Source organism: Dendrosporobacter sp. 1207_IL3150 (assembly GCF_036763085.1).
In the GTDB taxonomy this organism is placed as follows: domain Bacteria; phylum Bacillota; class Negativicutes; order DSM-1736; family Dendrosporobacteraceae; genus JBAIYU01.
Genome location: NZ_JBAIYU010000010.1, coordinates 233995 through 254203 on the forward strand (window position 1 = coordinate 233995; position 20209 = coordinate 254203).

Here is a 20209-nt window from a genome sequence, read left to right on the forward strand (position 1 = left end):
TCAAAGAGGAGGTGAATTCTATGCCAAGAGGAGACGGAACAGGTCCTTCAGGACACGGTCCACTAGGTCGTGGGCGTAGCTGCAGGCAAAGTTCAGGACTTGGAAACCGGATGGGCAGAGGTTTAAATAGTAATTGCGGCGCTTATGAAGGAACACAAACTTTAGAAGAACAAGCTAAACGCTTGGAATCGCAAGCAGCCAAACTCCGTAATATTGCAAAGGAAAATAATGTTTAGCAACTAAAGTTGGGCTCTTCACATTGTCAGTTTGAGGTCTAATTATCCAATTTATTGCCACAACATTGAGCGAAGAGCACTATTTTTCCCCATAAGGAGGTAACTCAATGCTGATAAGCATTGCCAGCGGAAAAGGAGGAACAGGAAAGACCACTCTCGCCTTAATTCTCGCAACTACTTGTTCAAATACTACATTGGTTGACTGTGATGTCGAAGAGCCAAATTGCCATTTGTTTTTAAACCCTGAAATGCAATTTCCCAGCCGTGAGATATCAATACCTATTCCACATATTAATACTGATTTATGTAATGGATGCGGTGCATGCTCTGCTGTTTGTTTATTTAATGCGATTTGCATATCCGGAAAAAGCGCACTTCTCTTTGACGAATTGTGTCATAGTTGCGGAGGTTGCCTGCTTGCTTGCCCCAATAATGCTATATATGAAAAATCAAAAAGCATTGGCACTATTAATTTAGGAAGGTCAACAAAGCATCCACAAGTTAAGTTGTTAAGCGGTACCCTAAAAGTAGGCACTCCCAGTGCTGTTCCTCTTATTAGACAGCTCAAACAAGAAACTGCAAAAATCACTGAAGACGTCCTGGTAGATTGTCCGCCTGGAACTTCATGTTCAATGGTTTCGGCCATAAAAGATAGTGACTATTGTATCTTAGTAACAGAAGATACTCCGCTAGGCCGGCATGATTTGGAACTAGCAATGAATATTACTAGCTTATTAAATATACCGACAGGCGTTGTGGTAAATAAATATGACCAATTTGCTGGGGATAAAAGCATCGAAGATCTGTGTAATAGACGTGATACTCCTTTACTTGCTAAAATACCCCACAATCTTTCCTTCGCCAGACAATATGCGGCAGGTCATATTCCAAGTGATTTTTCAGAGACTGCGTATCAAATATGGGAACAGCTTAAGTCACAAAGGAGTGTAACCTAATGAAAGAATTGGTTATAGTCAGCGGAAAAGGTGGTACAGGAAAAACCAGTATTAGTGCAGCGCTTGCCTATTTGGCACCACGAAAAGTACTTGTCGACTGCGATGTTGATGCCGCAAACTTTCATTTGATTAGTGGTGCAAAAATTAAAAAAACCAATGAGTTTAAAGCTGGCTTTGAACCTTACATAGATGAGAAAGCCTGCTTTAAATGCGGCCAATGTACCGTTTTATGTCGCTTCAAAGCAATTACCGACGGTGTTGTCACTTCAAGTCTAAATTGCGAAGGCTGTGGCGTTTGCGCCTTTAATTGCCCTGAACATGCGATAAGCATGCGCGAAAAGCAAGCCGGTCATTGGTTTATATCAGATACTCGTTTAGGATGTTTAGTCCACGCCGAACTTGGTCTCGCAATTGAGAACTCTGGCAAACTTGTAAGTAAAGTTCGGCAAGAAGCGAAAAAAATTGCCTCCGACCTTCGTCTACCACTAATTATTACTGATGGTCCGCCGGGAATTGGCTGCCCTGCCATCGCCTCTTTGTCCGGCGCTAATCTGGTATTGGCCGTTGTCGAACCATCCGTATCTAGTATGCATGACCTAAAAAGATTGACAGATTTAGTATCCCATTTTGGCTTACCGCTTTTAATATGCATTAATAAGAGTACTCTGCACCCAGAAAACACCCAGGAAATCATAAATTGGTGTAAAAATAATTCTATTTTAGTAGCCGGGCAGCTGCCATACAGCGATATTTTTAGCAAAGCTGCCCAGGCAGGCAAAAGTGTACTAGAAATGCCAGAGAATGCTAAAGTAAAAACTTCCCTTTTAGAACTTTGGTATAATCTTGCCGACAAGCTGGAACTTTCGGTGGTTTCAAGAAAAAGTTAAGATCCAATAATTTAGAGGCATTCAAGTAAGGAGATTTCATCATGAAAACGTTTATTCCACAAGGCGTATGTACGAAAGAAATTCAATTTGAAATTGAAAACGGTGTTATAAAAAACGTTAAGTTCGTCGGTGGATGTCCTGGAAATCTTCAAGCAATCAGCATCTTGATCGAGGGAATGCCTATCGATGAAGTAATAAAAAAATTCAAAGGTAACCTTTGCCGTAATGGTACTTCCTGTACTGACCAATTGGCAAAGGCATTGGAGACACTACAAAAATGATATTAAACACTGAAATAGAGACCATGGACAATGATGCACGAACATCGCTGCAAAGCCAAAAATTTCAGACTACAATTGAACGTGTCTATGAGAAAACACAATTTTATTACGAGCGGTTTCATGCTATAGGACTGTCACCAGCTAATATAAAGTCTATCCATGATATTCATAAGCTGCCATTTACAACAACTACTGATTTAGCTAATAATTATCCTTTTGGATTTTTGACTATGCCAGTTAGCGGTGTTGCAAGATTTGAACAAACACCCGACCTTGGTATTGCAGTTGGGCTTACATCACGTGATATCATAGGGCAGCAGGAAATGATTGCCCGAAGTTTAGTTAGCTGTTATATTACGATAACCTCCGTGCTGATGAATATCGGGAACTCTCCCCTGTCAATCAGCGCTCGTTCACTAGAGCAGAGCGCAGAAATGCTGGGAATCACTGTTGTTGCCAATGAAGCGAATAACTTTAAAAACTCTTTTCTTAACATCTTGAATTTTGGTGTAACGACGATATTTTCAGCTCCGGATACGTTATTAATATTTGCTGATTTTTTACTAAAAAACGGGATAGAAATACCAAACCTGCCATTGATGAGTCTGATTTGTGAGGAGCAAAAATGTTCTGAAGATCTCCGTAAAGAACTAACAGAAAAATTCCAGGTGCCCGTATATACCATTTATGGAAATTCTAATGTCTTATCATTAGGAATCGCTGGTGAATGTCATATGCGTCAGGGCTTACATGTGCAAGATGATCATTTTTATGCCGAAATTATCAACCCAGATACAGGCATAGTCCTAAAAGATCAGCAACAGGGGGAACTAGTAATTACTACGATTTCTCGTGAAGCAGCACCACTTATTCGCTTTCGAACCGGTGATAAAGCAGTAATTACCCACGAGAAATGCTCTTGTGGTCGAACCTCTCCTCGGATTATCTTCATTCCCTAGATAAAATGTTTAGCGGTTATCAACGTTCAGTACGTGAACTATATCATATATTTGTAAAAAAGTGAGGGAACTGTCATGAAAATTGCTATTACGGCGCATGGTGAAGACCATCTATCCACAGTTGACTCTCGATTTGGCCGAGCTGATCATTTTGTTATTTATGACTCAGAAAACGGCACTTGGGATTGTATGTCTAATACGCAAAACCTTGAGGCTGCCCACGGAGCCGGCATTCAAGCAGGTCAGAATCTATCTAAGAGCGGAACCAAAGTATTGATTACTGGACATGTCGGTCCAAAAGCCTTAAGAGTACTGCAGGCTGAAAAAATCGAAGTTTATGCACTTAATGAACAAAACTGTACAGTTGAGGGAGCACTTAAGGAATTTCAAGAAGGCAAGCTGAAACCTATTAATGTTCCAAATGCATTGGAATTGAAAAGGTAATGTATCCAAACTAAAGGAGATGTATTTTATAATGTCTTGTAGCAGCAATAAAGATCGTGATTATGAAGCACAGAGTCAGATAATTAATCAGTTTTTAAAGCAGGTAAACCATAAATTAGTCGTGATGAGTGGTAAAGGTGGCGTTGGAAAAAGTACGGTTGCTACTAATTTAGCAATTTTTCTAAGCAATCAAGGCTACAGAGTTGGTCTACTAGACGTCGATGTTCATGGTCCAAGTATCTCTGGACTATTAGGTCTTACCAATCTTAAATTAAATACTAGCGGTAGTAGAATACATCCATACCTATATAATGAAAACTTAGAGGTTGTCTCAATTCAAGGGTTATTGAATCAGCCAGATGATCCTCTAATATGGCGCGGGCCATTAAAAATCGGTATTATACGCCAGTTTTTATCAGATGTTGACTGGGGACCTCTCGATTTTTTAATCATCGATAGCCCACCTGGAACAGGCGATGAGCCTCTTACGGTAGCACAAACCATTATTGATTGCAAGGCAATCATAGTTACAACCCCACAAGAAATTGCTTTAGCAGATGTGAGAAAATCTATCCATTTTTGCGAGAAGGTAAATATGCCAATCCTCGGAATAGTTGAAAATATGAGTGGTTTTATATGCCCTACTTGCGGCAATACTCACGATATATTTAAAGCTGGAGGTGGTGAAAAGACCGCTTCTGACTACAAAATTCCTTTTTTAGGGCGATTGCCAATTGACCCTAGTATTGTGACCGCTGGTGATGAGGATCGAAGTATAGACACCCTAAACCATAATATCAAAATAGAAATGCAGAGTATTATCGATAAGTTAATAAATCTGCTCCCTATAAATCAGAAAGGTGCTGAAGAATCTATGAAAGTTGCTATACCCTTAGTTAGTGGAAAACTTTGTACGCATTTTGGGCATTGTGAACACTTCGCCATTATTACTGTAAATGATGGCAGAATAATTAAGCAGGAGCTATTAACGCCACCCCCTCATGCACCTGGTGTCATTCCTAACTGGGTTGCTGATCAAGGCTGCACCGATATTATAGTAGGCGGCATAGGTGAGGCTGCACAAGCTATCTTACAAAACCGTGGTGTAAAAGTAACTTGCGGCGCCCCATCAGATACTCCTGAAAACCTCCTTGATAAATATATGAAGGGCGAACTAGTTGACTCTGGAAATTCTTGTGATCACGAACACGGACACAGTTGCGGCGGGCATTAAATTATTGTACTATTTAGATGAATCTCTAATCTTCTAGGAGGCCTTCACTATGAAGCTTACTATTTTGGTTGATAATACTACTACAGCGCAAAACTTAAAAGCTGAAGCCGGTCTTTCAATATATATAGAAGACACTGAAACAAAAGTTTTATTCGATTTAGGCGAATCATCATTATTCTTAGAAAATGCCCAAAAGCTTGGTATAAACTTATTCGATCTTAATTATATAGTATTATCCCACGGTCACCATGATCATAGTTGGGGGCTTAATCACCTTCTGCCTTTCTATGAACAAGCCAATACGAAAAAGACTACTATCTTAGCTCATCCGCTGGCCTTCCAAAGTCGGATAAAAGAAAATAAGGAAATAGGGCTGAATATACCTGTTGAAAAGTTGAATAACGCTTTTTTAATCCAGAAAAGCACATCGCCAATCTGGATTAACGACAGGCTAGTTTTTCTTGGGGATATAGAGCGTCGATATAAGTACGAAGGTATGCACTCGATAGGCACAATCACCACGAACGGCCGCGTTGAAGCTGACTATATGCAAGACGATACTGCACTTGCCTATAAGTCTAACCAGGGCCTTATAATTATCACTGGCTGCTCTCATTCTGGGATTGGAAATATTGTTGAGCAAGCAAAGGAAGTTTGCAAAGATACTCGCGTGCATACAATTATTGGTGGACTTCACCTATGCAAACCATCATATGAACAATTAAACGGTACCTTGGAGTATTTAGATAAAACTAACGTTCATGCTCTTTATGCATGTCACTGTACCGACCTATCCTCTCGCATCTTTTTGTCTAAGCTCGGAAATATACAGGAAGTTTCAGTCGGTCTTACTCTGGAATTTTTGGCATAAAAAATAGGCAGTTGAGTTAAATAATACTCATACTGCCTATTTTTTTTTGTAAATATAAGATTTCTCTTAGCAACCTGGTCTAAATATTCTATTTTGTGTTTTGTAAGATTTTCACAATTTCTTCAGGCTTTAAAACCTTTCCGTAGGATACAACTTTTTCGTCGATAACTAAGGCTGGAGTTGACATTACTCCATAGGCCATAATATCTTTCAGGTCTGTTACTTTAACAATCTCTGCTTGTACGCCTGTTTCTTGCAATGCTTTCTCAGTATTATCCTTTAGTGTAACACAATTTTTACAGCCAGTACCTAAAACCTTAATAATCATATTAAACCACTCCCCATATTATATAAAATATTACTAATTTTAAATTTACTTACTATATTAAAAGATAACTATATGCATTAAATACATACCCTATTATGATAATCCCTGTAGTTACAAGCCCAATAAAGATAGCTAATAGCTCCTTTTTTATAACCTGCTTGAGCATAATCATAGAAGGAAGTGAAAGTGCAGTTACGGCCATCATAAAGGCTAGCGCAGTTCCTATTCCTACCCCCTTCAAGACTAAGGCTTCCGCGATCGGTAGTGTTCCAAAAATGTCGGCATACATAGGAACCCCAACTAATGTAGCCACGAGCACAGAATACCACTTATCTTGCCCCAGCACTGCTGATATTACAGTTTCCGGGATCCAATTATGAATGGCAGCTCCAATTCCTACGCCGATGATAATATACAGCCAAACTTTTTTTATTATCACTAGCACTTGCTCTTTTGCATATTCAATCCTTTCTCTGGTCGATAAAACCTCTTGTTCCATCTCAAGAACCTTATTACCGAACACAAACGGTTCAACGAATCTTTCTAGTTTAGCTTTGCTGATTATTGTACCTCCAATGACCGCAAGCATAATACCTACTACAACATACGCTATTGCAATTTTCCAATTAAATATACTTGCAAGCAAAATAACTGATGCTAAATCTACAAGCGGCGAAGAAATCAAAAAAGAAAAAGTAACTCCTATAGGTAATCCCGCACTAGTAAAGCCGATAAATAAAGGAATAGAAGAACAGGAGCAAAAAGGTGTTACAGTTCCAAGCAGCGCTCCCAAAATATTCGCCGAAATCCCTGTAAAATTGGCTAAAATTTTCCTAGTCTTTTCAGGTGGAAAATAGCTTTGTATATAAGAAATAGTAAATATTAACACTATAAGCAGCATGAATATCTTTATTACATCATAGATGAAGAAGTGAATACTCCCACCAATTCTACTGTTTATATCTAACCCAAATGCTTCTCCTACTAATAAAGCCACTAAATTACTGAGCCACTCCATTTTGAGTAATTGAGTATTTAACCACTCGAGAATTATCACCATTCCATCTCCCCTCATACCCAGGCAATTTGTTATTAACTTTTTTCAAATTTTGAGCTAATTGATTGAATTAATCTCTTTAATGATTCAAAGCCTTCTTTATTTATGGAGTATTTAACCCACACACCATCACGCCTGCTATTAACAAGACCACTACCACACAGTATCTTCATATGATAGGACAGGGTTGGTTGAGTTATATGAAATTCTTCAAGTATTCTACAAGCACATAGTTCTCCGTTGGAAAGCATATCAAATATTTGGACTCTAGTTTCATCGGCTAGAGCTTTCATAAATAAGGCGTGTTCACTATAATTTTTATTCACATCAATCACCCGATAATAAGATTTATAAGATATAGATAACTATCTATATCTTATAGTATTCCAATATATAGATAATTGTCAATGTCTTTTATATCAAATGTGTTTATTAAAAAGTTTTCCTTGAAATTAGTAAAGGGTGATTATAGTTTAACTATAGTCACCCTTTACTAATTTCATCCTCGTTTTACAGCAGGCTGGCTTATTAGTTTGCTTATTGCGTATATTCCAACACCTAATATAGCAATATTAACGATACCACCAAGCCCTAAACATGCTCCCCCAATAATTCGCGGGCACATACCAAGACCTGCTCCATAGTATCCAGGCATATAAACACCTCCCTTTCGCGTTTTATAGCCGCCTATAAAATTACGCAATTCTCTTATGTTTATTTAAGGCTAGCTCTTAGTAAAAAAGTACTTCTTGTATGCCGTTCTGTTCTTTAAATTGTCTAATACGAATTCTATATCTAAAGTTTTTAATCGGGCATATGCTCATTTTAAATTATACCCTTAAATATTTCTAATAATGTAAATCAAATATGTATTTTTTCTTATTATATTAAAAAACGAGCCTAAAATTCTGTAAACACATATCCACAAAGATGTACCTAGTCGCTAATTGTATGGTTCATAACGTTTCGGGAAAACTACGTAAAATTATCCAATTATGCGTTGTATGATACTACTTCTCGCCATTTAAGGAGATGATTAAACGTTGTGTGAAAAGCTTCCGCCTAAAGAACAAAGTGCAAAAATACTCTCGTTTCTTCAAAATGTAAAAAATAAATTCTTGATTATGGGTGGGAAAGGTGGCGTTGGTAAAAGCACAATTGCTGCTAATCTCGCTGTCAGCTTAAGTAATCATGGCTGCAAAGTCGGCTTGCTTGATTTAGATTTACATAGTCCAAGTATCCCTGGTATGCTTGGACTAACTAATCATAAGCATAAAAATATTGGTTCTACAGCAATTCCGCTCTATTATAATGAAAACTTAAGTGTTTTCTCTAGCCAAGGGCTGCTTGAACATCCAGATCAACCGATCATCTTGCGTGATTCAGCTAAGAAAGATGTTATTACTCAATTTCTAGCTGACGTATATTGGGGATGCTTAGATTATATTATCATTGACTGCCCCCCTGGAGCAGACGATCAGCTCGCTATCTCAGAAGTTGTTCCCGATTGTAAAGCACTTATTATAACAACCCCTCAGGATATTGCCCTTGCAGACGTACGTAAAACAATACAGTTCTGCAAAAAAGTTAATTTAGATGTAATTGGTATTGTTGAAAATATGAGTGGATTTTTCTGCCCGTCATGTGGGAATATTCACGAAATCTTTAAATCAGGTGGTGGGGAAAAAACCGCTCTAGAGTGGGGTATTCCTTTCCTAGGTCGATTACCCCTTGACTCTTCCATTGTTATATCTGGGGATCAGGGGGATACTTTAAACAGCCTTAGTGCTAATGCGCAAAAAGCAATGCATGGTATTATTGAAACGATCCTTACTGAGAAAAGACAAGAAAGTACTGTGATTGATCCAGGACAGTAAACTACTATTTTAAACAACGGCTATATTATCCTGGTATATCTTGTTAATACAATAGCCAAAAAACCGGAGACGCTTGTTCTCCGGTTTTTCTATTCATCACAATTCGTTTATAGGACTTCTACATAGCCTTCCGTTCCATTTACCCGGATTCTCTGTCCGTCGTTGATTAACTTTGTGGCATTTTCTACTCCGACAACTGCTGGTAAGCCGTATTCACGGGCGATAACTGCCCCATGGGTCATCAGTCCGCCAACTTCGGTGACTAGCCCTTTGATGGATACAAATAATGGTGTCCAGCTGGGGTCAGTAAAGGCTGTGACTAATATATCTCCATCTTCTAAATTTGCATCTTCCATGTTTAAGATGACACGGGCTCGCCCCTCAATAACCCCGGAAGAAACAGCTAGACCTACATGTGCTCCGGCCGGGATATTCTCCCGTTTGTACTCACCTCTAATGATTTCACCATCAGACGTGATCACGCGTGGGGGAGTCAGCTTTTCATATAACTTGTACTCTTCTTTTCGCTTGCTGATTATATGATAATCCAATTTATTTGTCGCTATGACTTCGCGAAGTTCGTCAAAAGTGAGGTAATATATATCTTCTTTATCATGAATAACATTTGTCTGTACGAGTCGATCGGCTTCTTTCAGTAAAGCCTGCTTATAAACAAGGTAGCGACTAACCAAGCCGTATTTTGGATATTCACGATAGCCAATGAAATTACGGATTAGATTGATATTTCTTTTTGTTTCGTTGGCTTTTTGTTCACCATCCGGCAACTTATTCAATCTTTCTAATAACTCTTGTTCTTTTGCCAAAGCTTCCTGTCGCCCTTGCTCAAATTTCCGCTTGCTGGCATGAGGCTCAAAGTTTCTGATGTTACTTAGAATTATGGGAACAAGTGCAGTTGGCTTCTCGCTAAAGCGCGGTTTAGTAATATCAATTTCTCCGCTGCATCTCATTCCGTATTTGTCAAGATAAGACAGGATTGCATCTCGGGCTTCCTGCCCACCATCGAGCTTAATTAATTTTTCCAAAAAATCATCATCTTTTACATTCAATAAATACTCAATTACTTCAGGATAAGGGCGAATCACATCCGCCACATCCATTAAAGCCAGACCCATTTCCGAAGTAATATTGTTGGGTACAGATTGAGAAAGTACGTCTGCTGCGTTCTTCTCACCCAACCACTCGTTCATTTTTTCATTGATCCAAAGTGAAGCATTTATGGCGGCCATAAATACAGCTGAACTTTGTGGGTCAAATAAGATTCTCTTTAATTCCTGGATATCTTCAATTATAAAATCAATTAAATTCGTTCCTGATTTCCCTTTAATGCTTAGCTTTAACTCTTCTATGGAGTTTTGACTTTTTCTAATCAAATCAGAAACGATTGACGGATTGTTTTCGAATTGTGCTTGATGTTCTGCAGGCAGCGTAATTTTATCGTTATTACCAGGATTCTGCTCTTTCTTATCATTTGGTAAACATTTTATAAAATCTCGCTCTATGATGGTCATAATTGCGTCTTCTGTGAGTGGTTCGAGTTGTCTCATGTTATTTAACAACATTTTTCTGCCGTCTGGTGAAGCCAGCATTTGCGCCACATCAATAAACAGCCTTCCACCAGCTCTAGACCACTTACCATGAGATATTAACTCCATTAAAGACATTCCCAATGGTTTCAAGGGGTCGGTCATCATTTGCTGATGGCCGACAGATAGATAAACATGATTTTCATCATCAGCTGCTTCAGGGATGGGATATAAAGTAGTAATTGGCCGACTTTGGACAATGTAAAATTCATCATCAGCCAAACACCACTCGATGTCCTGGGGACAGCCGAAATGTCGTTCAATCTCTCTCCCCATGCGCGTGAGGCTTAAAATCTGCTCATCGGTTAGAGCTTGTGCATTCTGCCTTTCTGGTCCAAGCTCCTGTTTTTCCGTACCACCATCTTTTGAGGCATAAATAGCCAGCTTCTTGGCGGATATCTTCTTATCGATAATCGTTCCGTTACGCACTTTATAGATATCAGCATTCACCAGTCCCGAGACCAAGGCCTCACCAAGTCCGAAGCTGGCATCAATGGATAACACCTTTCGATTGCCCGTGACAGGATCGGCAGTAAACAGAATTCCTGCCACCTGCGGGAAGAGCATCTTCTGAACAACCACAGACAGGTGTACTTTACGGTGGTCGAAGCCGTTTTGAATGCGGTAAGTTACAGCCCTCTCAGTAAACAGCGATGCCCAACACTTGCTGATGTGTTTAAGGATTGCTTCCTTTCCGATAATGTTCAAATACGTATCCTGCTGGCCAGCAAAGGAAGCCGTAGGCAAATCCTCCGCGGTTGCGCTTGATCGTACTGCATAGGCATTTTTCTCATCAAGTCCGGAAAGGAAGCTGGTGATCTCTTCATTAATGTCCTGAGGGATGTCTATCCCTTCGATGGCGCTACGAATCTCACCGCTAAGCTTAGCGATTTTTTCCCGGTCTTCCACCTTCAGAAGCGATAACTTATCAAGTAATTCGTTAATCAACGGCGTTTTCGAGAGTGTTCTTTTAAAGGCTTCAGTAGAGATACAAAAGCCATCCGGTACTCGTATTCCATCAATCTTGGTGAGCTCCCCAAGATTAGCACCTTTACCCCCAACAACCATGAGTTTTGTTTTATCAATATCCTGGAAACCAAGCACAAAGAGATTCATACATTCCCTCCTTTTGCATTTCTTCTTTAATTTTTTGATGTCATCCTTCAGTCAGCGGTTAACGTGTTATTGCATTATAGCAGTAGCAAATGGAAACAACCAGTCTACAATTTCGTTTTTTTATATGTTATAATTAAAGTGGAAGAGATTGAGTGTATCTTCAAATAAGTACTTTAAAGATACTACTCCGATGAAAATTTAATCTTTTTATAATCAAATGAACCGGTTATTTAGAGACTGCTATAGTTGAAAAAATGTAGGGAGGTATAAACACCTTCCTTTTTCTTATTTCATTGCCTTTCCCGTAAATATGAACTAACGAACTTTTTATCAAGTGTCTATAAATATCTTTCCCGTCAGATTGTTTTACCATGTCCTTAAAAATTATTTCGTTAATCCTTTGTCTATAGCGTCTTTCTTTTACTAACACTCAAAGCAACGAACCCGCCGAATTGGCGGGTTCGTTTTTATTCAGACGATGCGAGCCGTTACTTTAAAATCCACTTTTTTCAATCAGTTTGACGAATCGTCATCTGATTCATATAAATTGACATTACAACTGGCCTTGTATTTTTTCTCTAAACTGGATCTTTTTAATGTGTAGTCCTCTGGTGTAACATAAGCGCGTAAGAATACGCAAACTCAGCGTTAATTTTGAGGAGGAGATCTAGGTTTGGAAACTAAGAATCTTTGTAGTGTGTGTCACTCGGAAACACACGGGACTACTTACGAAATGGAAACAGGCAATCATGTCTGTGGTGACTGTCTCCAAACAGGCTACATCGTCTACCTACAACAGAAAAGATCTGAAGAATGGTGGGCACTATCATTATTTAGAACGAAAGACGAAGCAGAGGCAGCCGGTAAGGATGTCATGAATTTCCCATTTGTAAAGGGCTATACCATAGAAGAAGCTGTATACGGGCAAAAATCTCGCCAGAACAGTAGTCAAAACAGTAACCTTCAACCAATAAGCGCTAACGAATTAAGAAAGATGATCGAAACAGGTAACCCCTCTTTTCAAATAATTGATCTACGGACCGACAAGGAATTAGAAAAAGGCAGTATACCTGGTGCTGTACATATAACAATAAAAGAGCTGCCCCATAAAATGGCAACCCTATCTAAGGACAAAGAATATATTGTGGTATGTTCTCATGGATTTCGTGCTCGCTATGTTTGCGAGTTTTTAGTGGACAATGGCTATCAGGCAAGAATCTTGACTAGCGGGATGATGGGTTGGAACGGATTGGGGTTTGTAGTATCCGTTATGGATACATTAGTATCAGTAATCAAAACATTCAAAAAAGTGAAGTGATTAGTAACTATGATTTATTTTGACAATAGTGCTACAACCTTACCGGATGAAGATATCTTAGCAGCATATCACGAAATGTCGACGCAATATTTTGGCAATCCGTCTTCCCCCCACCGCCTAGGGGCAAAAGCAGCTCTTAAGTTAGAACAAGCAAGAAGTGTTTGCGCTGATAGTTTGGGAGTAAGGCCGGAAGAAATTATCTTTACATCAAGCGGCTCTGAGAGTAATAATACAATAATAAAGGGACTTGCTATAAGGAACGATTTGCATGGCAAGCATATTATTACAACGAGTGTAGAGCATGCCTCTGTATATGAAACCTGCAAGCAATTAGAGAGTATGGGCTACTTCATTACATACCTGCCAACTGATGACAAGGGTTGTATTAATTTAGATGATGTAATAAGAAATATACGAAAAGATACTATTCTTGTTACTGTGATGTATGTAAATAGTGAATTAGGTTCGATACAACCTATCGCGGATATTGGCCGATTGTTGTCGGCATTTCCTACTATTCATTTTCATGTCGATGCAGTACAAGGCTTTGGTAAACTGCCATTAAGTCCCAAAGAATGGGGAATCGACTCACTAGCCATCTCTGCTCATAAATTTCATGGTTTGCGAGGAGCAGGACTTCTCTATGTTCGCAGCGGCACTTCATTCTCTCCGTTAGTAAATGGCGGCGGACAAGAGTATGGGTACCGCGCGGGAACAGAAAATGTACCTTGTATAGTAGCTATGAGCAAAGCTATGCATAAGCAGAACCTACAGCAAGAGGATAATTATAAATATTTATCTAATCTTAAAAAATATCTAATAGATGGGCTAATGGAAATTCCGGGGTGTATACTTAATAGCCCACAAATACATAGCGAGGTTGGAGCCCCCCATATTGTTAACTTCTCTCTCCCTGGTCTTAGCTCGAAAGAAATATTGTTTTCCCTAGAAAGTGAAGCTATCTATGTCTCTAAGAGTTCTGCTTGTTCATCTAAAAGTAATAAGCCTTCACGGGTTTTGTTATCAGCCGGGATAAGTGAAGATTTAGCAAATAGTGCCATTCGCGTTAGTTTTTCTACTTATAATACAATAAAGGAAATAGATTCTTTTCTGTTAATATTGCAAATGATTATAGCCAAATCGATGCTTAAATACCAGATAAAACAGAATTTAATTTAAAATATCTGCCAAATCTTACATAGGAGCATTTGTTATGTTTGTTTTAAGCGCCAAAGATGGAAAGCCGTTGTACTCTCAGCTCTATCAACAAATTCGCAATAATATACTTAGCGGAGATTTGAAACCTGGGACAAAACTATCGTCAAGCCGCCACTTATCAAAAGAGTTATGCGTCAGCAGAACCACAGTTGATATGGCATATCAGCAACTTGTGTCAGAGGGTTATCTTGTGGGAAAACCACGCAGCGGCTACTATATAGAAGCGCTAGACAATCTTAATCTGCCTGTGTTTATGGAGACAAAAACAGAAGAAGAAGCTATTTTGAACGAGCCAGTAAAATCTCCAAAATATAATTTGCAATATGGTAAGCTAGAGACTGCTATTTTCCCGTTTAGGAAGTGGAGGCAATTAACCAATAAATGCTTGCGTGATGATAAAGAGCAAATCATGAGTTACGGACCAGCACAAGGAGAACATGGACTGAGAACAGCCATTTCAGAGTTCTTGAGGGAGTATCGCGGGGTAGAATGCACTGCAAATCAGATTGTTATCTGCCCTGGAACGCAATACTGCCTTAATCTTGCCGGTCAGCTGATCCAGCCCTCGACTAATGCTATCGCGATAGAAAACCCAGGGTTCTGGGCAGCACGTTCTATTTTCTCTAATATGGGCTTTCGCATAATACCAGTACCAGTAAAAAAACATGGCTTAAAAGTAAAACAACTACGTATGACTGATGCCCAAGCAGTATATGTAACCCCTTCACACCAATTTCCCACAGGAAACATCATGTCTATTACCAGACGTCTTGAACTTGTAAAGTGGGCTCGTGAATCTGATTCAATCATTATCGAAGATGACTATAGCTGCCACCTTAGATATAACGTTAGACCCATCCAGGCATTACAAGCATTAGCTCCAGACCAAGTCATATACATTGGAAGTTTTTCGAAGATACTCTCACCGTCCATCCGGGTTGCATATATGGTTCTTCCTCAAAAAATGGTGGATCGGTTTCTCTTAAGCTCAGAACACTTCCCTTGTTCTGTACCCTTTTTAATACAAAAGCCTTTGGAGCTATTCTTAAAAGAAGGCGAATGGGGAAGTCATTTAAGAAAAATCACTAGGCATATGAAGAAAAAGCGTGGTATTTTAATTCAGGCTCTTAAACATGAGTTTGGTGATGCTGTTTCAATTTCGGGAGGAAATGCAGGGTTGCATCTTTTGGTTCAAGTAATGTCACAGCTATCAGAGCAGGAACTTGTAGCGCGTGCATTTCAAGCAGGGCTTCTAATCCATCCTGCAGGAAATCTGTGGCAAGATCAAAGTGATGCCCCTTTTGGAACTGTTCTACTTGGATATGGTGGTATCGCGCTTGAAGATATTTATCCCGCTGTTCAGTTACTGCGGCAGGCATGGTTAGAGGATGAATAAGTTTCGCGTTCCTCTTTCGCCTTGATTCTCATAGTAAATCTAATAAACTCCCTTCAAACACAAAAACAGCTATCTGTCATCATCAGACAAATAGCTGTTTAGTATTGTTTTATAAAAACACAACTTTAGATTGGTGGAGGCGATCCGCAACCTTGCAAATCAACCTTTTTTCTACATCAACATTAGCAAGGCAGAAACAACAGAACAGTCTCTGCACTTCCAGAAACTAAAGTATACTTTTCCCTAGTGCTTCCGCTCTCTGCAACCCCTCGGTTTTCAGAACATCCTCTTTATCATGAAGACCTGTCACAATGATTGTGCCGATGTTTTTCCAATTCTGAAATTGAGCAATTAGCTTATAGGACTTAATAATACCCTCGAACATCGTTTCATCTTGCACACCGCCACTGACTAACAGAGCACATTCTTTTATCTTTAATGGCCTTTCTGCAATTAAATAGGAATAGCATTTGTCAATCGCAGCTTTTAGTGTTGCCGGAAACGAAAACCAATACATAGGAGTTGCGAATACAATCATATCGGCTTGCTCCAAAAGCGGTGCAAGTTCATTAAAATCGTCAGGAATCGAACAAGCAGTACCCTTTTTGAAACAAGTCTGACAGTCAATACACCCCTTAATATTTTTATTTGCGGTTGTATAGGTTACAGTTGTATGCCCGACCTGTTGGGCTCCAGCAATAAATGCCTCTGCTAACTTATCGGTATTGCCGCCTTTTCTAGGGCTGCCTGTTAAAATAAGTATATTTTTTGACATCAATAGATTCCTCCCTAAAATTTTGTTTAGTGGAAGCGTCTCCATGCTATAATAATATACACTAACATTACAGCAAGCAAGTATGCACTTTTTCGTGCTATAGTATCCTTTTTTATACTATGAATAAAACTTATTATAGACTCAATCATAAATTAGTGTTACAAATGCAAAACCCTCCACCAGCTAGGTGGAGGGTACATCAATTTTTGGTGGAGGCAATCCATAGCAATGCAAGTCACCCAAGACTTAATGTATCAAGCTTAATTTTGGGGATACTTATGTTTCTGTCTTTCAAGTGTATAGAAGTGTTATCTTATCTTTCGGTTGAGTCAGAGAAGAGCTAGTTAAATTTTATCATCGTTCGATTCATCCAAGTGTGGTTGATGAAGTTTGACCGGCTTACTCCCTCTGAGTTTAAGATTGAGCATCTCGACAATTACCGAGAATGCCATAGCAAAATAGATATATCCTTTAGGGATATGCATATCCAGGCCGTCTCCAATAAGTACTACGCCTATCAGGAGCAAAAAGCTCAAAGCGAGCATCTTGATAGTCGGGTGACGTTCCACAAATGAACTGATTGGTGCAGAAAACAACATCATAAAAATAACTGCTATGATGATTGCTGCAATCATGACACTAAGTTGCTCCGCCATCCCCAATGCAGTAATGATTGAGTCAAGTGAAAAGACAATATCCAAAAGCAGTATCTGAAAAATCACAGATCCAAACGTTGTCCCAACACTATTAGGTGAAATTTCATCCCCGCCTTCAAGCTTTTCATGGATTTCCATAGTACTTTTCCAAATAAGAAACAATCCACCAATAATAAGAATTAAATCACGCCCAGAAATTTCATTACCAACAACGGTAAAAAGCGGTACAGTAAGTCCCATCAGCCAAGTAAGAGAGAACAGCAGACCTATGCGTATAAACATCGCCAGCAAAAGGCCAATCCTTCGAGCCTTATCCTGGAGATGAACTGGGAGCTTGCTGACTTGAATAGATATAAAAATGATATTATCAATTCCGAGTACAATTTCTAGTGCACTTAATGTCACCAATGCCATCCAAACCTGAGGATTAGCCAACCATTCCATCACGCCATCTCCTTTTGCTGATAATTAAATATTATCAACTATTTTGACCATCCTGATTTATATCAACTTACAAAATGCAACAATAAACCTTGAATTAAAACACAATTACTATCAAAATTATCTACCCATTACCGCAATTGCTGCTCGTATAGCCGTATCAACCGCCTGATATACTACTACGAATAGTTTTCCATAATAATTTTGACATATTCACCCTGCTTTTGCAACTATATCTAGCGACTAACTGGGGCGGATATTTTGATGTACTAATTCTCCTCAACTTGGGAGTTATCCACCATGTCACAGGGGACGGTTCCAAGTGACACGTTTGCCAAAAGAATTTCCTTCCCTTGGCAAAAATAACTCATTCTTTATGACTAAATCAATTTCCATCTAAATAAGTAGCACTTGCTGTTCTGGCAAGTGCTTTTTGTGCTTCAATATATATAATTCAAATTCTTCCAGTGCAGTATTGTCTATAATAATATCAGATGGAAGTAACTTTCTCAAACTTCTCTGTCCGTCATGAAAAGCCAAGCTAAAAGCCGCTCTATGTTTGTGGCTCGTAGTATTAGCAATTGGCCTATTTGACTGTTTTGGGGATTATTTTCATAAATTCTTTTAATATGGTAAAACATACTTTCCCTCATATCCATTATGGGTTAAAACGATAGCCCGTCCCCCAGAGTGTCTCAATAAATTCCGGATTGGACGGGTCTTTCTCAATTTTCTTGCGAATTTTTTGAATATGAACAGCAACCGTTGCATTATCGCCATAGCACTCGTCGCCCCATATAGTATCAAAAAGATGTGTTTTGGTGAAAACAATATTGGGATTGGAAGCCAAAAACAATAACAACTCATATTCCTTAGTTGTTAATTGGACTGGCATTCCATTCACCATGACTTTATGTGATGCTATATTGATTTCCAAGCCTTTATGCTCAATAACCTCAGAAACAGTATGACCTTTTAGACGCTCATAACGCCTCATGTGAGATTTAATCCTAGCAATGAGCTCTGCAGGGCTAAAGGGCTTTGTCAAATAGTCATCCGCCCCAAAATCCAGCCCTCTGATTTTATCAATATCGTCATTACGAGCCGACACAACTATGATAGGTATCTCGAGCTTTTTACGAATCTCTTTAATAATCTCGAATCCATCTTTTTGGGGCAGCATCAAGTCAACAACAATCACATCATATATACCTGTCATTGCCTTTTTCAAACCTAGCACTCCATCTTGAACAATCTCGGCAGTATAACCATTTAATTGAAGATAGTCTCGCTCCAGTTCAGCAATGTCCAGGTCGTCTTCAATAATTAATATACGCTTCATGTTGTAATCTCATCCTCATGTTCTTGTAAAATGGGAAGCATTATTGTAAAACAAGTGCCTTCATTTTCTCTACTTGAAACAGTAATCTTCCCGCAATGAGCTTCAATAAGTTCCTTCGCGATTGCTAGGCCAAGTCCGGTACACATATAATCTTTCTTACGTTCAATATCAATACGATAAAAACGGTCAAAGATATAAGGTAGTTTATCTTCAGCAATTCCGTGTCCATTGTCTTGAATAGCAATACAAATATATTTTTCTTGCATATACATTGTAATCTCGATGGACAAATCATTTTCCGGACCGTGCTGGACGGCATTACTAATAATATTGTTAAAAGCCTGGTGAAATCTTTTGCCATCGATATTTACGTGATATTCCTGTTTCAATTCTGGTATATACTGGAATCTGATGTTTTTTTCTTCTAGCCCAAATTTGTATTCTTCCATAAAATCATCCATAAAAGCACCAATCTCTACACTCTCGCAAGCGAAATCCAATTTTTGCATATCGAGTTTTGAAAAAAGAAAGAGATCATCGATTAGTTTATTAATATAAATCGTATTGTTATGAATGGTTTTTAGATACTTGTCCTTGTCACCTTGAAATTTAATGTTTTCATCCCGTAAAGCCTCAATATAACCCTGAATGGCCGTTATGGGTGTTTTGAGATCATGGGAAATATTAGCAATGAGTGTTTTGCGATTTTCTTCATATTCATGTTGTATTCTTTCACTCTCGTATAATTTTTTTGCCATTTCATTAAAAGAAAAAATCAATAAACCAAGATCATTAGGGACATCACATTCCACTTTTACATTATAGTTGCCTCTGGCAATTTCATCGATGCCTAGCTTTAGTTGTTCAATGGGCGCAAATATCCTTTTCTCTAGACGCCGCATAAAAATGAAATGAACAATTCCTTTAATACTGATGAGGACTGCGAAAAAAACGCCTATCCCTTCAAAGCCTCCCCAACTAAATAATAGATATAGCATCAGGATATTGAACAGTACAATAGCGGGTCTAAAATAGCGAAAATATTGATGATATTTTTGAAATTCCCGATGATGATGTCGATGAATTCTTTGGAAGGCCGAGAAGCAGGAATCATCACATTGATTTTCCAAATCCGAATGAAAATGACGTTTATTACACCTAAACACCGAATCACCTGCCTTTACTCTTATAGGTTTATTATATTGAATATAGT

21 protein-coding genes are annotated in these 20209 nt (G+C 38.8%); 12 read left to right on the forward strand and 9 right to left on the reverse strand.

The genetic code is table 11. The annotated features are described in order from the left end of the window. Window positions 1-20: 20 nt before the first annotated feature. The 8 genes from V6C17_RS04580 to V6C17_RS04615 all read left to right on the forward strand — a co-directional run bounded on the left by V6C17_RS04580 (window position 21) and on the right by V6C17_RS04615 (window position 5868). Entirely contained in the window at window positions 21-236 is a 216-nt protein-coding gene (locus V6C17_RS04580; RefSeq protein ID WP_333521364.1) for a hypothetical protein, read from the forward strand. 107 nt (window positions 237-343) lie between these two features. Then, window positions 344-1192, forward strand: coding sequence for an ATP-binding protein (locus V6C17_RS04585; protein WP_333521366.1), 849 nt, complete (start codon window positions 344-346; stop codon window positions 1190-1192). Beyond that, a complete protein-coding gene (locus V6C17_RS04590; protein ID WP_333521368.1) occupies window positions 1192-2079 on the forward strand; it encodes an ATP-binding protein in 888 nt (295 codons plus the stop codon). Before V6C17_RS04585 ends, V6C17_RS04590 begins: the two co-directional genes overlap by 1 nt. Window positions 2080-2120: 41 nt before the next feature. Then, window positions 2121-2360: a TIGR03905 family TSCPD domain-containing protein gene (locus tag V6C17_RS04595; protein WP_333521369.1), complete on the forward strand. Its 240-nt coding sequence runs from the start codon at window positions 2121-2123 to the stop codon at window positions 2358-2360. Continuing rightward, window positions 2357-3319, forward strand: a complete 963-nt coding sequence (locus tag V6C17_RS04600; RefSeq protein ID WP_333521370.1) for a phenylacetate--CoA ligase family protein — start codon at window positions 2357-2359, stop codon at window positions 3317-3319. The genes V6C17_RS04595 and V6C17_RS04600 overlap by 4 nt, the downstream gene beginning before the upstream one ends. A gap of 75 nt (window positions 3320-3394) precedes the next feature. Further along, window positions 3395-3763, forward strand: coding sequence for a NifB/NifX family molybdenum-iron cluster-binding protein (locus V6C17_RS04605; RefSeq protein ID WP_333521371.1), 369 nt, complete (start codon window positions 3395-3397; stop codon window positions 3761-3763). A gap of 31 nt (window positions 3764-3794) precedes the next feature. Further along, window positions 3795-4997 (forward strand): iron-sulfur cluster carrier protein MrpORP, encoded by a 1203-nt coding sequence (locus V6C17_RS04610; RefSeq protein WP_333521372.1) that lies wholly within the window; start codon window positions 3795-3797, stop codon window positions 4995-4997. A 49-nt stretch (window positions 4998-5046) separates the two neighbouring features. After that, window positions 5047-5868, forward strand: coding sequence for an MBL fold metallo-hydrolase (locus V6C17_RS04615; protein ID WP_333521373.1), 822 nt, complete (start codon window positions 5047-5049; stop codon window positions 5866-5868). An 88-nt stretch (window positions 5869-5956) separates the two neighbouring features. Here the strand turns inward: V6C17_RS04615 and V6C17_RS04620 are convergent, their stop codons facing one another. The 4 genes from V6C17_RS04620 to V6C17_RS04635 all read right to left on the reverse strand — a co-directional run bounded on the left by V6C17_RS04620 (window position 5957) and on the right by V6C17_RS04635 (window position 7908). Beyond that, window positions 5957-6196 carry a thioredoxin family protein gene (locus tag V6C17_RS04620; protein WP_333521374.1) on the reverse strand — a complete coding sequence of 80 codons (240 nt, stop codon included), beginning with the start codon at window positions 6194-6196 and terminating at the stop codon, window positions 5957-5959. Window positions 6197-6248: 52 nt separating this feature from the next. Then, on the reverse strand, window positions 6249-7256 hold the full coding sequence (locus V6C17_RS04625; RefSeq protein ID WP_333521375.1) for a permease: 1008 nt from the start codon (window positions 7254-7256) through the stop codon (window positions 6249-6251). A 32-nt stretch (window positions 7257-7288) separates the two neighbouring features. Further along, window positions 7289-7579 (reverse strand): ArsR/SmtB family transcription factor, encoded by a 291-nt coding sequence (locus V6C17_RS04630; RefSeq protein ID WP_333521376.1) that lies wholly within the window; start codon window positions 7577-7579, stop codon window positions 7289-7291. A 173-nt stretch (window positions 7580-7752) separates the two neighbouring features. Beyond that, a complete protein-coding gene (locus tag V6C17_RS04635) occupies window positions 7753-7908 on the reverse strand; it encodes a hypothetical protein (RefSeq protein WP_333521377.1) in 156 nt (51 codons plus the stop codon). 388 nt (window positions 7909-8296) lie between these two features. Between V6C17_RS04635 and V6C17_RS04640 the strand changes: the two genes are divergently transcribed. Then, a complete protein-coding gene (locus tag V6C17_RS04640; protein ID WP_333521378.1) occupies window positions 8297-9130 on the forward strand; it encodes an Mrp/NBP35 family ATP-binding protein in 834 nt (277 codons plus the stop codon). A 107-nt stretch (window positions 9131-9237) separates the two neighbouring features. Here V6C17_RS04640 and ppsA read toward each other — a convergent pair whose 3' ends face one another. Then, window positions 9238-11850: a phosphoenolpyruvate synthase gene (gene ppsA / locus V6C17_RS04645; protein ID WP_333521379.1), complete on the reverse strand. Its 2613-nt coding sequence runs from the start codon at window positions 11848-11850 to the stop codon at window positions 9238-9240. 673 nt (window positions 11851-12523) lie between these two features. Between ppsA and V6C17_RS04650 the strand changes: the two genes are divergently transcribed. From V6C17_RS04650 to pdxR, 3 genes are read left to right on the forward strand one after another with little or no spacing between them, the layout of a single operon-like run. Then, window positions 12524-13168 (forward strand): rhodanese-like domain-containing protein, encoded by a 645-nt coding sequence (locus V6C17_RS04650; protein WP_333521380.1) that lies wholly within the window; start codon window positions 12524-12526, stop codon window positions 13166-13168. 9 nt (window positions 13169-13177) lie between these two features. Beyond that, window positions 13178-14347: a cysteine desulfurase family protein gene (locus V6C17_RS04655; RefSeq protein ID WP_333521381.1), complete on the forward strand. Its 1170-nt coding sequence runs from the start codon at window positions 13178-13180 to the stop codon at window positions 14345-14347. 34 nt (window positions 14348-14381) lie between these two features. Continuing rightward, the gene (pdxR, locus tag V6C17_RS04660; protein WP_333521382.1) at window positions 14382-15782 is read left to right on the forward strand and encodes a MocR-like pyridoxine biosynthesis transcription factor PdxR; all 1401 of its coding nucleotides are present in this window, start codon (window positions 14382-14384) and stop codon (window positions 15780-15782) included. Window positions 15783-16008: 226 nt separating this feature from the next. On the opposite strand, the gene V6C17_RS04665 is transcribed toward pdxR, so the two are convergent. The 4 genes from V6C17_RS04665 to V6C17_RS04680 form a co-directional block, all read right to left on the reverse strand. Beyond that, window positions 16009-16557, reverse strand: a complete 549-nt coding sequence (locus V6C17_RS04665; RefSeq protein WP_333521383.1) for a flavodoxin family protein — start codon at window positions 16555-16557, stop codon at window positions 16009-16011. Between the two features lie 344 nt (window positions 16558-16901). Further along, on the reverse strand, window positions 16902-17657 hold the full coding sequence (locus V6C17_RS04670) for a TerC family protein (RefSeq protein WP_333521384.1): 756 nt from the start codon (window positions 17655-17657) through the stop codon (window positions 16902-16904). A gap of 655 nt (window positions 17658-18312) precedes the next feature. Then, window positions 18313-18996: a response regulator transcription factor gene (locus V6C17_RS04675; protein ID WP_333521385.1), complete on the reverse strand. Its 684-nt coding sequence runs from the start codon at window positions 18994-18996 to the stop codon at window positions 18313-18315. Beyond that, window positions 18993-20162 (reverse strand): sensor histidine kinase, encoded by a 1170-nt coding sequence (locus V6C17_RS04680; protein ID WP_333521386.1) that lies wholly within the window; start codon window positions 20160-20162, stop codon window positions 18993-18995. The genes V6C17_RS04675 and V6C17_RS04680 overlap by 4 nt, the downstream gene beginning before the upstream one ends. Window positions 20163-20209: the final 47 nt, after the last annotated feature.

Excerpts from the sequence above, each read along its gene's own strand:
- V6C17_RS04580 (WP_333521364.1), top strand. The coding sequence starts at position 21 with ATGCCAAGAGGAGACGGAACAGGTCCTTCAGGACACGGTCCACTAGGT.
- V6C17_RS04585 (WP_333521366.1), top strand. The coding sequence starts at position 344 with ATGCTGATAAGCATTGCCAGCGGAAAAGGAGGAACAGGAAAGACCACT.
- V6C17_RS04590 (WP_333521368.1), top strand. The coding sequence starts at position 1,192 with ATGAAAGAATTGGTTATAGTCAGCGGAAAAGGTGGTACAGGAAAAACC.
- V6C17_RS04595 (WP_333521369.1), top strand. The coding sequence starts at position 2,121 with ATGAAAACGTTTATTCCACAAGGCGTATGTACGAAAGAAATTCAATTT.
- V6C17_RS04600 (WP_333521370.1), top strand. The coding sequence starts at position 2,357 with ATGATATTAAACACTGAAATAGAGACCATGGACAATGATGCACGAACA.
- V6C17_RS04605 (WP_333521371.1), top strand. The coding sequence starts at position 3,395 with ATGAAAATTGCTATTACGGCGCATGGTGAAGACCATCTATCCACAGTT.
- V6C17_RS04610 (WP_333521372.1), top strand. The coding sequence starts at position 3,795 with ATGTCTTGTAGCAGCAATAAAGATCGTGATTATGAAGCACAGAGTCAG.
- V6C17_RS04615 (WP_333521373.1), top strand. The coding sequence starts at position 5,047 with ATGAAGCTTACTATTTTGGTTGATAATACTACTACAGCGCAAAACTTA.
- V6C17_RS04620 (WP_333521374.1), bottom strand. The coding sequence starts at position 6,196 with ATGATTATTAAGGTTTTAGGTACTGGCTGTAAAAATTGTGTTACACTA.
- V6C17_RS04625 (WP_333521375.1), bottom strand. The coding sequence starts at position 7,256 with ATGGTGATAATTCTCGAGTGGTTAAATACTCAATTACTCAAAATGGAG.
- V6C17_RS04635 (WP_333521377.1), bottom strand. The coding sequence starts at position 7,908 with ATGCCTGGATACTATGGAGCAGGTCTTGGTATGTGCCCGCGAATTATT.
- ppsA (WP_333521379.1), bottom strand. The coding sequence starts at position 11,850 with ATGAATCTCTTTGTGCTTGGTTTCCAGGATATTGATAAAACAAAACTC.
- V6C17_RS04655 (WP_333521381.1), top strand. The coding sequence starts at position 13,178 with ATGATTTATTTTGACAATAGTGCTACAACCTTACCGGATGAAGATATC.
- pdxR (WP_333521382.1), top strand. The coding sequence starts at position 14,382 with ATGTTTGTTTTAAGCGCCAAAGATGGAAAGCCGTTGTACTCTCAGCTC.
- V6C17_RS04665 (WP_333521383.1), bottom strand. The coding sequence starts at position 16,557 with ATGTCAAAAAATATACTTATTTTAACAGGCAGCCCTAGAAAAGGCGGC.
- V6C17_RS04670 (WP_333521384.1), bottom strand. The coding sequence starts at position 17,657 with ATGGAATGGTTGGCTAATCCTCAGGTTTGGATGGCATTGGTGACATTA.
- V6C17_RS04675 (WP_333521385.1), bottom strand. The coding sequence starts at position 18,996 with ATGAAGCGTATATTAATTATTGAAGACGACCTGGACATTGCTGAACTG.